This is a genomic window from Amycolatopsis sp. NPDC104819 (genome assembly GCF_055583145.1).
In genome coordinates, this window is the sequence record NZ_JBVJON010000001.1 from 76,576 (window position 1) to 91,084 (window position 14,509).

Annotated in this window: 13 protein-coding genes; 2 read left to right on the forward strand and 11 right to left on the reverse strand. The window is 70.3% G+C overall.

Going from position 1 to position 14,509, the window contains the following annotated elements:
* Positions 1–8: 8 nt before the first annotated feature.
* The 7 genes from ACZ63E_RS00370 to ACZ63E_RS00400 are packed head-to-tail and all read right to left on the reverse strand — an operon-like array spanning position 9 to position 6,898.
* Positions 9–764: an SDR family NAD(P)-dependent oxidoreductase gene (locus ACZ63E_RS00370; RefSeq protein ID WP_465333170.1), complete on the reverse strand. Its 756-nt coding sequence runs from the start codon at positions 762–764 to the stop codon at positions 9–11.
* Complete coding sequence (locus ACZ63E_RS00375; protein ID WP_465333172.1) at positions 761–2,173, reverse strand: aldehyde dehydrogenase family protein; 1,413 nt, start codon at positions 2,171–2,173, stop codon at positions 761–763. The genes ACZ63E_RS00370 and ACZ63E_RS00375 overlap by 4 nt, the downstream gene beginning before the upstream one ends.
* Complete coding sequence (locus ACZ63E_RS00380) at positions 2,166–2,936, reverse strand: ABC transporter ATP-binding protein (protein ID WP_465333174.1); 771 nt, start codon at positions 2,934–2,936, stop codon at positions 2,166–2,168. The genes ACZ63E_RS00375 and ACZ63E_RS00380 overlap by 8 nt, the downstream gene beginning before the upstream one ends.
* Positions 2,933–3,664 (reverse strand): ABC transporter ATP-binding protein, encoded by a 732-nt coding sequence (locus ACZ63E_RS00385; protein ID WP_465333175.1) that lies wholly within the window; start codon positions 3,662–3,664, stop codon positions 2,933–2,935. Before ACZ63E_RS00385 ends, ACZ63E_RS00380 begins: the two co-directional genes overlap by 4 nt.
* Positions 3,661–4,467: an ABC transporter permease gene (locus ACZ63E_RS00390; RefSeq protein ID WP_465333177.1), complete on the reverse strand. Its 807-nt coding sequence runs from the start codon at positions 4,465–4,467 to the stop codon at positions 3,661–3,663. The genes ACZ63E_RS00385 and ACZ63E_RS00390 overlap by 4 nt, the downstream gene beginning before the upstream one ends.
* The gene (locus tag ACZ63E_RS00395) at positions 4,467–5,411 is read right to left on the reverse strand and encodes an ABC transporter permease (protein ID WP_465333178.1); all 945 of its coding nucleotides are present in this window, start codon (positions 5,409–5,411) and stop codon (positions 4,467–4,469) included. Before ACZ63E_RS00395 ends, ACZ63E_RS00390 begins: the two co-directional genes overlap by 1 nt.
* Positions 5,408–6,898: an ABC transporter substrate-binding protein gene (locus tag ACZ63E_RS00400; RefSeq protein ID WP_465333179.1), complete on the reverse strand. Its 1,491-nt coding sequence runs from the start codon at positions 6,896–6,898 to the stop codon at positions 5,408–5,410. Before ACZ63E_RS00400 ends, ACZ63E_RS00395 begins: the two co-directional genes overlap by 4 nt.
* A 66-nt stretch (positions 6,899–6,964) precedes the next feature.
* On the opposite strand from ACZ63E_RS00400, the gene ACZ63E_RS00405 reads away from it, so the two are divergent.
* Both ACZ63E_RS00405 and ACZ63E_RS00410 read left to right on the forward strand, forming a co-directional pair.
* On the forward strand, positions 6,965–7,708 hold the full coding sequence (locus ACZ63E_RS00405) for a FadR/GntR family transcriptional regulator (RefSeq protein WP_465333181.1): 744 nt from the start codon (positions 6,965–6,967) through the stop codon (positions 7,706–7,708).
* A 19-nt stretch (positions 7,709–7,727) separates the two neighbouring features.
* Positions 7,728–8,768, forward strand: a complete 1,041-nt coding sequence (locus tag ACZ63E_RS00410; RefSeq protein WP_465333183.1) for a patatin-like phospholipase family protein — start codon at positions 7,728–7,730, stop codon at positions 8,766–8,768.
* Here ACZ63E_RS00410 and ACZ63E_RS00415 read toward each other — a convergent pair.
* The 4 genes from ACZ63E_RS00415 to ACZ63E_RS00430 all read right to left on the reverse strand — a co-directional run bounded on the left by ACZ63E_RS00415 (position 8,754) and on the right by ACZ63E_RS00430 (position 14,491).
* A complete protein-coding gene (locus ACZ63E_RS00415) occupies positions 8,754–9,341 on the reverse strand; it encodes a class F sortase (RefSeq protein ID WP_465333184.1) in 588 nt (195 codons plus the stop codon). The two genes, ACZ63E_RS00410 and ACZ63E_RS00415, sit on opposite strands and share 15 nt — an antisense overlap.
* The gene (locus tag ACZ63E_RS00420; protein ID WP_465333186.1) at positions 9,341–10,078 is read right to left on the reverse strand and encodes a hypothetical protein; all 738 of its coding nucleotides are present in this window, start codon (positions 10,076–10,078) and stop codon (positions 9,341–9,343) included. Before ACZ63E_RS00420 ends, ACZ63E_RS00415 begins: the two co-directional genes overlap by 1 nt.
* Positions 10,079–10,139: 61 nt before the next feature.
* Positions 10,140–11,180 (reverse strand): trans-sulfuration enzyme family protein, encoded by a 1,041-nt coding sequence (locus tag ACZ63E_RS00425; RefSeq protein WP_465333187.1) that lies wholly within the window; start codon positions 11,178–11,180, stop codon positions 10,140–10,142.
* 92 nt (positions 11,181–11,272) lie between these two features.
* Positions 11,273–14,491: a penicillin acylase family protein gene (locus tag ACZ63E_RS00430; protein WP_465333188.1), complete on the reverse strand. Its 3,219-nt coding sequence runs from the start codon at positions 14,489–14,491 to the stop codon at positions 11,273–11,275.
* Positions 14,492–14,509 lie beyond the last annotated feature (18 nt).

Genomic DNA, 14,509 nt, shown 5'->3' on the forward strand with positions numbered 1-14,509 from the left:
GACGCTCCTCAGGAGGCGGGCGGTTCGAAGCGGCCGTCGACAGCGGTCCAGCCGCCGTCGACCGCCAGCACGGAGCCGGTCACGAACGACGAAGCGTCCGAAGCGAGGTACACGACGGCGCCGGCCAGCTCGTCCGGACGCGCCCAGCGGCCCAACGCGCCTTTCTGCGCGTACGCGTCGTACCACTCGGGGTTCGCCTTGATCTGCGCGGTCAGCGGGGTCTCGACGACGCCGGGAGCGATCGTGTTGACCCGCACCCCGGCCGGGCCGAACTCCGCCGCGGCCGTCCGGAACAGCTGGACGAGCCCGGCTTTGGTGGCCGCGTACGGGCCCTGACCGGGCTCGACGGTCGTGCCGCGGATCGACGAGAAGCCGATGATGCTCCCCCGCCCACGCGCGACCATGTCGGCGCCGAACACCCGCACGACCTCGAACGACACCCCGAGGTTCAACGCGATGACGCGGTCGAACTCCTCACGCGTGTAGTCCAGCAAACGTTTGCGGACGTTCGTCGCGGCGGTCAGCACGACGACGTCCTGCGGTCCGAGGTCCGTCGCGGCCCGGTCGACTGCCCCGGGTTCGAGCAAGTTGATCTCGTACGCCTCGCCGACGCCGGCCTCGCGCGCGGCTTCGAGGTCGCGGTCGGCGCAGACGACCGAAGCGCCGTGTGCGGCCAAGGCCCGCGCGGCTTCACGGCCGATGCCGCCCGCGCCGAGCACCACGGCCCGGCGGCCGTCGAGGCGGAACAGGTTCTCGTAGCTCACGGGCGCAGCACCGCCATCCTCGTCACGGTCAGCTCTTCGACGGCGAACCGCGGCCCCTCGCGGCCGATGCCGGAGTCCTTCACGCCGCCGTAGGGCATGGTGTCCGAGCGGAACCCGGGCACCTCGTTGACGACAACACCGCCGACGTCCAGCTCGTCGAGCGCGCGGAAAGCCGTCTTCAGGGACCGGCTGTAGACGCTGGCGTGGAGGCCGTAGCGGGAGGCGTTGACCGCGGCGAACGCTTCGTCCACATCGGACACCGTGCGGAGGCAGACGACCGGGCCGAAGATCTCCTCGTCCCACGCCTCGACACCGTCGGGGACGTCGAGCAGGACCGTCGGCCGCAGCACGGTGCCGTCGACGCCGCCGCCGATCTGGCGGGCTCCGGACTTCTCGATCCACGCGGCGACGCGGTCGGTGGACGCCGGGTCGATCAGCGCCGACACCCGCGTCTTCTCGTCACGCGGATCGCCGACGACAACCTCGTCGAGCCGGGCCATCAGCCGTTCGGTGAAGTCCGCCGCCACCGACGCGACGACCAGGACCCGCTGCACCGAGATGCACGCCTGGCCGGACGCGTAGAAACCGCCGCGCAGCACGGCGTCCGCGGCCGCGTCGAGATCCGCGTCTTCCGCGACCACGAGGGCCGCGTTCGAGCCCAGCTCCAGCAACGTCTTGGTGGGCGCCGCGTCGCGGGCGATGCGGTGGCCGACGGCGGCCGAGCCGGTGAAGGAGACCGCGCCGATGCGGCGGTCGGTCGTCAGCGCGGCGCCGACCGAGGCGTCCCCGGTGACCAGCTGGACCATCGCCGCGATCGGCGCGAGCGACCGGACCAGGTGCACCAGCCAGAGGGTGGCCAACGGCGTCTGCGGCGCCGGCTTGACGATCACCGGGCAGCCGGCGGCGATCGCCGGGGCGATCTTGTGCGACGCCAGCAGCAACGGGTAGTTGAAGCCCGCGATGCCGACGACCACGCCGATCGGCTTGCGTTTCCAGAACCCGACCAGCCCGTCACCCGAGGGCAGGAGATCCAGCGGCACGGTCTCACCGTGCAGCCGGGACACCTCTTCGGCCGCGGCTTCCCAGGTGACGATCGTGCGGGCGACCTCGACCCGGCAGTCGACCAGCGGTTTGCCGGTCTCCAGCACGAGCAGGTTCTCGAACTCCTCGCGTCGATCCCGAAGCGCCGAAGCGACGTCGTTGAGCAGAGACCGGCGAGTCCGCGAAGGCAGCGAAGCCACTTCACGTGCGACGGCGACAGCCTCGTCGACAGCGCGCTTCGCCAGCTCCGGCGTCCCGATCGGGGCGGTGCCGACCACGCTCCCGTCGTAAGGGAAAACGATCTCCGCGCTGTCTACAGTGGACACCCAGGCGGTGCCGACCGGCAGGCCTCCGGGATACTCAGCCATCTTCACCTCCGCTCAACCGGGCCAGTTCCGCACGCAGGTTCGGCGCGGCGGCCAGCAGTTCCCGGGTGTATTCGTGCTGCGGCGCGTCATACACCTGCGCGACGTCGCCCAGCTCGACGATCTCCCCGCGGCGCATCACCGCGACGCGGTCGCAGACGTGCCGGACGACGCCGAGGTCGTGCGACACGAACACCAGCGTCAGCGCGAACTGCTCCACCAACGACGCGAGCAGGTCGAGGATCTGGCCGCGCACGGAGACGTCGAGCGCGCTGACCGGCTCGTCGGCGATCAGCACGCTCGGGTTCGGCGCCAGCGCGCGGGCGATCGAGATCCGCTGCCGCTGCCCGCCGGAGAACTGGTGCGGGTACCGCCCGGCCGCGTCTTCGGGCAGGCCGACGGCGGCGAGCAGCTCGGCGACGCGGTCGGGTTCGCGGTGGCCCAGCGGCTCGGAAACGATGTCTCGCACGCGCATCCGCGGGTCGAGCGAGCCCATCGGGTCCTGGAAGACGATCTGCAGCTCGGACCGCAGGAAGCCGAGACGGCGTTCGGGCAGGTTGTCGATGCGCCGGCCCTGGAACGAGACCGTGCCGGCGGTCGGCTTGTCGAGCGCGGCGAGGAGCCGGACCAGCGTGGACTTCCCGGAGCCCGACTCGCCGACGATGCCGAACCGCTGCCCCGCTTCGACGTCGAAGCTGACGCCGCGCAGCGCGTGGACGTCCCGCCGGGCGTAGCGGCGTTCGAGGTCACGGACTTCGATGATCATCGCCGGGCCTCCAGGTCCGAGGCGTCGAGGAGCTTCCGCGTGTATTCGTGCTTCGGCGACGTCAGGACTTCGCGCGTCGAGCCCGCTTCGACGATCTCGCCGTCGAGCATCACCAGCACGCGCTCACACACCGAAGCGACCACCGCGAGGTCGTGCGTGATGAAGAGGAGGGAGCTTTCACGTGAAAGCTCCGTCTTGATGAGCGAAAGGATCTGGGCTTGGACGGTGACGTCGAGGGCGGTCGTCGGCTCGTCGCAGATCAGCAGGGCCGGGTTGTTCGCCAAGGCCATGGCGAGGACAACGCGCTGGCGTTGGCCGCCGGACAGCTGGTGTGGGTAAGCGCGGGCCGTGCCCGGCAGGCCCACCGCGTCGAGGAGCTCCTCCGCGCGGTGGCGGCGACCGTGGATCCGGCCCGGTTCGGTGACCTGGCGGCCCACCCGCATCGCCGGGTTGAGCGCCGTCATCGGCTCCTGGAACACCATCGCCAGCTCGTCGCCGCGCAGCCGGGAAAGGTCCTTTTCGGACATTCCCAGCAGCTCACGCTCGCCGAGCCGCACCGAGCCGGACGTGTGGAGCTCCTCCGGCAGCAGGCCCATGATCGCCAGCGCCGTCAACGACTTCCCGGACCCCGACTCGCCGATCAGCCCGACGCGCTCACCCGCGCCGATCTCGAAAGAAACATCCTTGACCAGCGACGACACCGACAGGCCGGTAACCGAGAGAGTCATACCTTCGCCGCCAACCGGGGGTCGAGGCGGTCGCGCAGGCCGTCACCGAGGAGGTTGAACCCCAGCACGGCGACGGCGATCGCGATGCCCGGCACCAGCGCCAGCCGCGGCTGGACCGTCAGCAGTTCTTGGGACTCCTGCAGCATCCGGCCCCACGACGGCGTCGGCGGCCGCGTCCCGAAGCCGAGGAACGACAACGCCGCTTCGGCGAGCACGGCGATCGCGAACGACACCGACGCCTGCACGATCAGCAGGCCCGAGATGTTCGGCAGCACGTGCCGCAGCGCGATGGTCACACGCGACCGGCCGCCGGCGCGGGCGGCGAGCACGAACTCCGTGCTCATCACCTGCAGCGTCCCGGACCGGGCGATCCGCGCGAACGACGGGATCGTCGCGATGCCGATCGCGACCATCGCCGTGAGCGTGTCCGCACCGAAGACCGCGCCGAACATGATGGCCAGCAGCAGCGCGGGGAACGCGAGCACGAGGTCGTTGACGCGCATGACGAACTCGCCGAGCCACCGCGGGGACATCCCGGCGAGGATTCCGAGCGGCGTGCCGATCACCGCGGCGATGCCGACCGCGACCACACCGACGTACAGCGTGGTCCGCGCGCCGACCATGATCTGGCTGAGCAGGTCACGCCCGAACTTGTCGGTGCCGAAGAGGTTCGAACCCCCGAAGCCGAGCAGCCGGTGGGCCGCGTCGACCTTCACCGGGTCGAACGGCGTCCAGAAGAACGACAGCACCGCGGCCAGCACGACCAGGCCGACGAGCACCCCGCCGATGACGAGACTGCGCATCACGAACCTCGCAATCGCGGGTCGAGCACGGTGTAGAGCACGTCGACGACGAAGTTGACCAGCAGCACGCCGACCACCAGCACGAGCACGATCCCCTGCACGGTCAGCAGGTCCCGCGACGCGACCGCGTCCAGCAGCATCGACCCGAGCCCGGGCAGCACGAACACCCGCTCGACGACGACGGCGCCGATCAGCAACGTCGCCAGCTGCAACCCCAGCACGGTGACCACGGGTACCGACGCATTGCGCAAGCCGTGGCGCACCAAAGCCTGACCGGGCCTGAGCCCCTTCGACCGCGCAGTGCGGAGATAGTCCTGACCGAGCGTGTCGAGCACCGCCGACCGCACATACCGCGTGAGCACCGCGCCCTGCACCAAGCCGAGCGACAACGCGGGGAGGATCAAACCCCGGAAGAACTCACCGAAATCCTGGTCCGGCGGGGTCCAGCCGCCCGACGGCAGCCAGCGCAGCTGCACCGCGAAGATCTGCACCAGGATGATCCCGGCGAGGAACGCGGGGATCGCGACGCCGATCTGCGACAGCCCGGAAACCCCGGCGCCGGACGCCTTCCGGTGCTTCACCGCGGCGAACGTGCCCGCGGGGATCGCGATCACCAGCGCCACCAGCATTCCCGCGCCGACCAGCCAGAGCGTCACGCCGAGGCGGTCGAGCAGCTGCGGGCCGATCGTGTCGCGCGTGACGTACGAACGGCCGAAGTCGCCGTGCAGCACCCCGCCGATCCAGTCGAAGTACTGCGTGACGAGCGGCCGGTCGATGCCGAACTCCGCGCGGGTCTTGGCCAGCAGCTCCGGCGTCGCGTTGACGCCGAGCGCGACCTGCGCCGGATCACCCGGCAGTACGGCCATGAACAGGAACACCACGATCGACGCGACCAGCACGCTGACCACGAAGATCGCCACCCGGCGCAGCACCTTGGCGGTCATCGCGGGGCCAATCCCGTGAGGTCGAACGACTCGCTGACCTGGTTCTGGACGAACCCGCCGACCTTCGCCTTCGCGACGATGACGTTGGGGAACAGGAACAGCCAGTCCGCGGCGGCGTCGGTGTTCAGCTGCCGCGCCACCTGCTTCATGTCGGCGACCTGCTGCTCCGGCGTCCCGCTGTCGGCGTCGGCGAGCAGCTGCTGGACGCGCTTGCTGTCGTAACCCCAGTAGTACTTGGGCTTCCCGAACGTCGTGATGTCCCGGGCCTCGACGTGCTGGATGATCGACAGGTCGTAGTCGTGGTCGGTGAACACCTGCTTCAGCCAGACGGCCGGGAAGTCGAGCGGCTCGATCGTCGTCCGCACACCGACGTCGGCGAGCTGCGACTGGACGACCTGCGCGGCCGACACCGCGTACGGCAGGTTCGGGATCCGCAGCCGCAGGTTCAGGTTCGTCGCCCCCGCCTCGGTCAACAGCGCCTTCGCCTTCGCCGGGTCGAACGGGTAGACGTTCGCCAGGTCCTCGTACCAGGGATCGGTGGGCGGGACCATGCTGCCGATCAGCGTGCCGCGGCCGGCCCACGCCGTGTCGAGCAGCGCCTTCCGGTCGATCGCGTACGTCAGCGCCTGGCGCACGCGCGGGTCGTTCAGCGGCGGCCGCGCGTTGTTCATCGCGAGCGTGACCTCGCTGTTCGAGGTGCCTTGGATGACCTGGAACCGGTCGTCCGCCTGGAACTGCGGGATCGAGTCCGGCGCGGTGATCGCCGAGATGACGTCGATGCCGTTGCTGTACAGGGCGTTGTTGAGCGCGGTCGGGTCCTTGATGTACTTGAGGACGACCGTCTTGTACGCCGGTTCCCGGCCCCAGTACGCGGGATTCGCCTTGAGCACCACCGAGTCTCCGCGCTTGCGGGCCGCGACGACGTACGGCCCGGTGCCGACCGGCTTGTTCGCCAGATCGGCGACGCCGGTCGGGCTGAACATCGCGCCGAGCCGGCTGGTGAGGCTGAACAGCCAGCCGTTCGACGGCTTCGAGAGCACCACCCGCGCGTGGTCCGGCGCGACGACGTCGACGTGGTCGACCACGTCCATCGTGGACTTGATCGAAATCGTCCAGTCGGTCTTCACGCGCAGCAGCGAGAACTTGACGTCCTCAGCGGTGAACGGCGCGCCGTTGCTGAACTTCACGCCCGGCTGCAGCTGGAAGTCGTAGGTGCGGCGGTCGGGGCTGATCGTCCACGACTTCGCGAGCAGCGGGACCACACGTCCCTGCGAGTCGAGCTTCACCAGGCCTTCGTAGACGTTGTAGAGCAACGCCTGCGGGATGGCGGCGCCGTCGGTCTTGGTGAAGTCGAAGTTCGCCGGCTCCGCCGTGAAGCCGACGGAAAGCGTGTCCGGACCAGCGGAAACGCTCGCGGACGAGCCGGCCGAGCAGCCGGACACCACGAGCAGCAGCGTCGCTGCCACCGCGGGAATCCGGACTTTCATTCCGCCTCCAGGTCAGTACACTGGTCAGACCAGTAGCCTGCACCGAGCGGACGACGAGGTCAAGGGATGCGGTTCGAACCGGTGGCTCCGGTCCGCGCGTACGAGCGGGTCGTCGAGCAGATCGAGCAGGCCGTGATCAGCGGTGAGCTCAAGCCGGGCGAACGCCTGCCGAGCGAACGCGAGCTGATGATCCAGTTCGGCGTCGGCCGCTCGACGATCCGGGAAGCCCTGCGCGTGTTGCAGGCGGCCGAAATGATCCGCTCGCGACCCGGCGACCCGCGCGGGCCCGAGGTGCTGGCCGCGTCCCCCGTCGCGTTGCACCGCTCGATGCACCGGCTCGCGCGTGCCGACCACGTCGGGCTCGCCGAGCTCCTGCAGTTCCGGATGATCCTCGACGGCTCGGCCCACCTCCTCGCCGCGGAGCTCCGCACGGAAGACGACCTGACCGGCCTCGACGCGGCGCTGGAGTCGATGCGCGAAGGCGTTTCGCGTGGTTACGCCGAATTCAGCCGCGCGGACGTCGCCTTCCACGAAGTCATCGCGCGCATCTCACGCAACCCACTGCTGGTGGTCAGCGAAGAAGTCGTGCGCGGCGTGGTGCTGGAGCTGATCGAGGACAAGCTGGAGCACGCCAGCAACCGCGCGTCCCTCATGCGCGCCTGGCTCGCGCACCACGCCGAGGTGCTCGACGCGGTCCGCGCGGCCGACGGCGCCGGCGCGGCCCACCTGGCCAAACAAGCGTTGTACGACAACTACGCCGAGTACGTCCCGGCCGGGCAACGGCCACTTCTCACGCCGTTGTTGCGCTGACCGGCCTACACTCCGTCGGGTGGATTCCTCGGAGCGCGACGGCGTCGGTCTGGCGCTTTCCGGTGGCGGTTACCGCGCGATGCTGTTCCACGCGGGCGCGCTCTGGCGGCTCAACGAGCTCGGCTGGCTGCCCAAGCTGACCACCGTCTCCAGTGTGTCCGGCGGTTCGATCGCCGCGGGGGTGCTGGCGCACGCGTGGCACAAGCTGTGGTTCGGCGAAGACGGCGTCGCGGAGAACTTCGGCAAGGAGGTCGTGGCGCCGCTGCGGAAGCTGGCCCGCACGAACCTCGACATCCCGGTGACGCTCAAGGCGTTGGTCACGCCCTGGCGCAGTGCGGGTGAAGAGCTCGCGCGCCGCTACGCCGAACACCTCTTCGGCGACTGCAAGCTCGCGGACCTCGACCCGGCCGGGCCGCAGTTCGTGTTCACCGCGACCAGCCTGCAGGACGGCTCGCTGTGGTGGTTCTTCCGGCAGCCCGGCCCGCACGGGCAGGTGCCGCTGGCCACCGCCGTCGCCGCGTCGTCCGCCTTCCCGCCGCTGCTCTCGCCGGTGGTCATCCCGGACCCGCACCAGGCCGGCCGCAAGATCGTGCTCAGCGACGCCGGGGTGTACGACAACCTCGGCCTCGACCCGATCGAGAACCAGCGCGCGACCGTCCTGGTCAGCGACGCGGGCAAGAAGATGAAGCACGAGGAGAAGCCGAAGCGGAACTGGCCGTTCCAGATGTTCCGCGTGCTGACCGTGATGGACAACCAGGTCCGCGAGCTGCGCACCGGCTCGCTGCTGAAGTCCTACCAGGACAAGCAGTTCGCCGGGACGTACTGGGCGACCTACAGCAACATCGAGAACTTCGAGCTGCCGGACGCGCTGCCGGCGCCGATCGAGAAGACCCGCGCGCTCGCCGAGACGAAGACGCGGCTCACGAAGACCCCGGAACACCAGCAGGACCAGCTGATCAACTGGGGTTACGCGGTCTGCGACGCCGGCATGCGGCGCTGGGTGTGCCCCGGCGCCACGGCGAAGCCGGAGTTCCCGTACCCCGGCTCAGGCGTTGGCTAGCTTCGCGTAGACGACGATGTTGTCCTTGTAGCTGTGCTCGGCGTGGTCGAAAACGCCACCACAGGTGATCAGGCGCAGCTCGGGCTGGTCGCTGTTCCCGTAGACGGCGTCGCGCGGGAAGGTGTCCTTCGGGACCTGGGTGACGCGGTCGACGACGAACTTCACCTTCTTGCCGTCGCTGCGGTCGACGTCCACCTCGTCGCCGGGCGCGAGGTCCTTCAGCTTGTAGAAGATGCCGGGCTTCTTGTCGCCGTCGACGTGCCCGAGCACGATCGCCGGGCCGACGTCGCCGGGCACCGGCGAGAGCTTGTACCAGGCCGCCTGCATCGGTGTGTGCACCGACGGGACGGAGATCGAGCCGTCGGTCTTGACCGCCACCGCGAGCAGGCTGGACTCGGCGCCGATCTTGGGGATCTTCACCGACGTCGGCCGGAGGCCCTTGAACGGCACGCTCACCGGGGCCGACGGCGGCGGCGGTGACTTCGGCGCGGCCGCCTGCGGTTCGGCGGTGCCGCACCCGGCCACCAGGACGGCGAGCGCGGCGACCACCGCGCCCGCTCGCCGGGCGGTCATCAGGCGGTACCGCCGAAGCCGGTCTCGATGCCACCCTTGGGCGCGACCTTGACCTGGGCCTTCGGCGTGGTGTTCCCGGGCGCCGCGGACGTCGCGGTGGTGACCGGCGCGGTGCTCGACGGCGAGCTGCTGGAGGTGCTGGTCGGCGCGCTGCTCGACGTCGTCGGCGGCTGTTCCTGCTCGAAGTCGACGATCCCGATGCCCTCGACGCCGTCGCAGGTGAAGGCGAACCGGGCGGTCGGGCCGGACGGCGGCGTCACGACGGTCACCTGGTAGTTCCAGAGCCGGCCGTCGGACTCGTCCTGGTCCGGGCCCGCGGTGACGCTGAGGTTCTGGCTGAGGATGCCGCCGACCTTGCCGGACGCGCAGTTGACGACCAGGATCCCCTCGCCGCTGAGGCCGATGAAGCCGTGGCCGACGCCGTCCTGGTAGCCGGGGTCGTCGACCGGCGGCTCGCTGGTGGCCGAAGTGGACGTGGGCTTGTCGGGCTTCGTGGTCGTGGTGACGTCGCCGGTCGGGTCCGCCGAGGTGGTGGTGGTCGTGACCGGAGTGGACGGGGTCGTCGTCTCCGAGGTCGACGGCGCCGTGGTGGTCGTCGTGGTCTCGGACGTGCTGGTCTCGGTCGACGACGGCACGGTGGTCGTGTCCGTCTGCGCCAGTGCGGCCGGCGCGGCGACCACGGTGGCGAGCGCACCCGCGAAAACGACCCCGGCGACCCGGCTCAGCGTTCTACCCACGACGACTCCCAAAAGCCAGCGAACTGCGATGCCGCGACTATCGAGGATTCAGCCGTCCGTGTTACTCCGCGAGGGCGATGGACAAATCCCGCCAGAGGTCTTCCGGATCTTCGAGACCCACGCTGAACCGCACCAGACCGGCCGGGACGCGCTCCTCGCCCGGCAGCCACGCCCGCCGTTCGACCAGGCTTTCGACCCCGCCGAGGCTTGTCGCCGGGACGATCAGCCGGGTCGACGCGCAGAAGCGGTCGGCGGCCTCGGCGTCGGCCAGGTCGAAGGAGACCATCATCCCGAAGCCCGGGTACCGCACCCGCGTCACGGCGGGGTGCTCACCGAGGCGCCCGGCCAGCAACGCGGCGGTGCGGGACTGCTCGGCCAGCCGGACCGGCATGGTCCGCAGCCCCCGCAGCGCGAGCCAGGCTTCGAGGGCGCCCGGCGTCGAGCCGACCCGGGTCCGCGCGCCCTTGAGCTCGGCCGCCACCTCGGGGTCCGCCGCGACGGTGATGCCCAGCAGCAGGTCGCTGTGCCCGCCGATGAGCTTGGTCGCGCTGTGCACGACGACGTCGGCGCCCAGCTCCAGCGGCCGCTGCTGCAACGGCGTCGCGAAGGTGTTGTCGACGACGACCCGGCCGCGCGCGGCGGCGGCGATCGTCTTGATGTCCATCACGTCGAGCGTCGGGTTGGTCGGGGACTCGAGCCAGACCAGGTCGGACGTCGCCGCCTCGGCCACCCAGGCTTCGGTGTCGGTCGGCTCGAGCTCGGTGACGGCGAGCTTGCCGAGCTTCTGCGCGTGGGCCAGCACCCCGCGCGTCACGGCGTAGCTGAACGTCGGCACGACGACCCGCGACCCGACCGGCAGCAGGTCCAGCACCGCGGACAACGTCGCGACGCCGGACGCGAACGCCGTCGCGTGACCGCCTTCGAGCGCCCCGACGGCTTCTTCGAGTGCGTGCCAGGTCGGCGTCCCGTCGCTGCGGGCGTACACCGAGTCGCCACCGGCCTGGTACGTGCTGGTGGCGACGAGCGGGGTGTTCAGCGGCTCGCCGGGGCCGTGCGGCCGGCCGGCGGTGATGGCCTTGGTGCGGGGCGTCCAGTCGTCCATGCGATCACGGTAACCGCAGGTCATGCCCCGGTCACTGTGACGAAGACGGCCGGCCCGCCCCCGCGTCCGGGAGCGGGCCGGCCTGGCTCCTTCTAGTGGGCGTAGACCTCGAACTCGTAGAGCGAGTACCCGTACTTCGTGCCGCGCTGGACACCCTGCAGCTTCACGAACCTGGCCTGCGTGGGCGTGAACGACAGGTTGTCCTGCCCGCCGTCCCCGTCCGTGACGACCGCCGCGTCCGTCCAGTTCACCGCATCCGGCGAGGTCTGGATCCGGTAGCTCTTGCCGTACGCGGACTCCCAGCTCAGCAGCACCCGCGAAACCTGCTGGACCGCGCCGAGGTCGACGGTGATCGCCTGGTCGTCGCTCCAGTCACTGGCCCAGCGGGTCGAGGCGTTGCCGTCGATCGCGTTCGACGCCGGCGAGTTGTAGAAGCCGGTCTCGGCGCTCGTGGCGCTGACCGTCTTCCCCGGCGCGAGGTTCGTGATGTTGTCGCCGCGGTGCGCGGTGTACTCGACGACCTGCTGGAACGTCGGCCGGTTCTGCCAGCTGATCTTGTCCTGCGTGATCCCGCCCAGCGGGTTGTGCACGATCGTGTCGGCACACCACTGGTCACCCGCGGAACAGGACGCGTCACCGGGGTAGACGGTGTTCGCGGCCTGGCCCGCGGCCGTGGTCAGCGAGTCGACGAGCGCCTGGCGGCACGTCGTGACGTTGCCGCCGCCGCAGAACGTCTGGCCCAGCGGACCCGCGACCGGCTGGCCGAGGACCTGCCGGATGTCCTTGCTGACGTAGCCCCACCAGCCGAACTGGAACGACGAACCCTTGTGGGGCTGGCCGGTGTGCCGGCCGTTGCCGTTCTGGAAGCCGGACGGGCTTTCGTTGATGCCCAGCACGCCGGTCATCGCGTTGTAGGCGTTGTCCCCCATGCCCGGCTTGAACTCGGCCTGCACGAGCAGCGGCCACCAGGCGTCGAAGATGCGGATCGCGTCGGCGTCCGTGTACGCCTTGCTGCCCGGCGAAGTCTCCTTGCGCTGCTGGCCGTGGGTGAGCCACGCCTTGAGCTTCGCCTCGGCGTCCGCGGCCGGGCCGGTGGTCGGCGCCTTGTCGAGCACCTGCAGCAGCAGCGGCAGGACGCGCTCGGCGCGCAGGTCGGCGAGCGCGGCGTCCTCCATCGCCTGGGTCAGGTTGACCCGGGTGACCTTGGTGCCGCTGGAGATCAGCTTCTTGACCCGCGAGTCGAGCAGGTCGACGCGGTGCACGGCGGACTTGTCGGCGCCGGCCGCCGCGTACCCGTTGGCCTGCGCGTTGTTCCAGCTGACGTAGTAGTCCTGGTTGACCGACTGCGGGTGCTGCGACGCCGGGGTGTAGTTCGCGACGTTGCCGTTCGGGTTCCAGCCGGTCCAGTCGTGGCCCTGGTCACCCCACACCGGCATGTTCGGGTCCACATTGGACTGACGGGCGGGGTTGGCGCCGGAGTTGAAGTACGCGATGTCCTTCGAGTCGGCGTAGAACCAGTTGAACGTGTAGTTGATGTCGGCCGCGGCCTTCTGGAAGTCCGCCGCGGACTTGACGAAGCCCGGGTCGTTCAGCTCCTGGAAGCCGATCAGCGAGTCGACCTCGTGGAAGTAGGACGACCGCAGCGCCGCGTACGCCACCGGCTTGCCGCCGACGGTCGCCCGGCTCTGCACCGGCCCGTACTTGGTCCGGTAGCTGCGCAGGGTGTACGAGCCCGCCGCGGTGCCGTCGGCGACCGTCGGGTTCCAGGCGTTCTTCACCTCGACGGTGTCCATCGGGATGCACTGGCCCTGCCAGGTGTAGTAGTTCGAGTCCTTCGTCGGCGCCTTGCCGCTCGGGTCGCACAGGGTGAGCGCGTAGGTGTCGATGATGTCCTGCGCCGACGTCGTCGCGCTCCACGAGTAGTCCTGGCCGCGCCCGAGGAGCGTGTACATGCTCAGGCCGGCGAAGGCCGCGCCGCGCGAGCTGATGCCCGGGCCCTGCAACTCCTGCAACAGCAGCAGCTGCGGGGCGAAGTACCCGGTCTGCGGGCCGAAGACGGCGACCGGGTGGCCGCTGGCGGTCTTCGAGCCGGAGACGAGCAGCGCGTTGGACATGCCGTGCTTCTCGCTCAGCAGGTTGCCCGGCAGCACGCCGTTCTCGAACATCCCGCGGGCGGGCTCCTGGTCGGCGGGCGCGGCGACGTCCACAGTGGACGGCGTCGCGGTCGCGGCCGAGCCGGTCTTGTCGAACACCAGCTGCTGGCCGGTCACCGAGCCCTTGTCCGGCAGGGCCTGCCCGACCGCGTTGGCCGGCGTCTTGCCGTACGGGAAGGTCTGGCCGTCGTGCAGCGTCTTGACGGCTTCGGGGTCGTCCTCGGAACGGAGGCTCTGCCACACCTTCTCGCCCTGCACGACGCCGTACTGCTCCTGCAGCGCGAGCTTCGCGATCGCGTTCTGCACCTCACCGCCGCCGCCCGCGCCGAACTCGGCGCCGACGAGCGAGGCGAGCACGACGAGGTCGGTCAGCTTGAACGGGTCGATCGTGCCCGCGTTGGTGATCGCGTCGACGTGCCCGGTCAGCACGTACTCACCCGGGAAGTACCGGCCGTTGTGGGAGTCGGTGATGTACTTGTTGATGCCGTCGACGTAGGCCTGCGCGTCGGCCAGGCCCTGCGCGCCGCGCGGGCCGCTGGCGGCGACCCGGTCGATCTGCTGCTGCAGCTCGGCTTCGGTGTACGGCGCGTTGGAGAAGAACTGCTGTTCCAGCTCGCGGTTGGCTTCGGCGCCCCCGGCGAACGGCGTGACCTGGCCGCGGGCGGCGTGCCGCAGGACGTCCATCAGCCACAGCCGGTCCTGCGCGGCGGCGTACCCGGCGCCGAACTCGGTGCCGGCGCGGGTGGTGCCGGTGATGTGCGGGACGCCGAGGGCCTTGTCCCGCACGATCGTCACGTCGGAGCGCGGCTTCGTCGTGCTCGCGACCTGGTCGGCGGCGACGCCGAACGACGAGTCGTTGAAGTACTGGTTGATCGTGCCGGTGGTCAGGGTCTGGTACCCGTTCGCCAGCGACGAGTACTTGCCGAGCTGGTCGGCGGAGTGCGCGGGCCGGGTGCCGAGCACCTTGTGCGCGAGGATTTCGGCGAGCGTGGCACTGCCCTGCTCGCCGGGCGGGAGGATGTCGCTGCACTGCCCCCCGCAGTAGTCGTCGGGCGACACGGCCGCCTGGGCGGCCGGCGCGGTGACGGCGACTTGGGCGAGCCCGGCCACGAGGGCCCCCAGTGCCGTGTAGGTCAGGGCGCGGATGCCTCGTCGCATGCCGGGCTCCCCTCCGTC

Excerpts from the sequence above, each read along its gene's own strand:
- ACZ63E_RS00375 (WP_465333172.1), bottom strand. The coding sequence starts at position 2,173 with ATGGCTGAGTATCCCGGAGGCCTGCCGGTCGGCACCGCCTGGGTGTCC.
- ACZ63E_RS00380 (WP_465333174.1), bottom strand. The coding sequence starts at position 2,936 with ATGATCATCGAAGTCCGTGACCTCGAACGCCGCTACGCCCGGCGGGAC.
- ACZ63E_RS00385 (WP_465333175.1), bottom strand. The coding sequence starts at position 3,664 with ATGACTCTCTCGGTTACCGGCCTGTCGGTGTCGTCGCTGGTCAAGGAT.
- ACZ63E_RS00390 (WP_465333177.1), bottom strand. The coding sequence starts at position 4,467 with ATGCGCAGTCTCGTCATCGGCGGGGTGCTCGTCGGCCTGGTCGTGCTG.
- ACZ63E_RS00395 (WP_465333178.1), bottom strand. The coding sequence starts at position 5,411 with ATGACCGCCAAGGTGCTGCGCCGGGTGGCGATCTTCGTGGTCAGCGTG.
- ACZ63E_RS00400 (WP_465333179.1), bottom strand. The coding sequence starts at position 6,898 with ATGAAAGTCCGGATTCCCGCGGTGGCAGCGACGCTGCTGCTCGTGGTG.
- ACZ63E_RS00405 (WP_465333181.1), top strand. The coding sequence starts at position 6,965 with ATGCGGTTCGAACCGGTGGCTCCGGTCCGCGCGTACGAGCGGGTCGTC.
- ACZ63E_RS00415 (WP_465333184.1), bottom strand. The coding sequence starts at position 9,341 with ATGACCGCCCGGCGAGCGGGCGCGGTGGTCGCCGCGCTCGCCGTCCTG.
- ACZ63E_RS00425 (WP_465333187.1), bottom strand. The coding sequence starts at position 11,180 with ATGGACGACTGGACGCCCCGCACCAAGGCCATCACCGCCGGCCGGCCG.
- ACZ63E_RS00430 (WP_465333188.1), bottom strand. The coding sequence starts at position 14,491 with ATGCGACGAGGCATCCGCGCCCTGACCTACACGGCACTGGGGGCCCTC.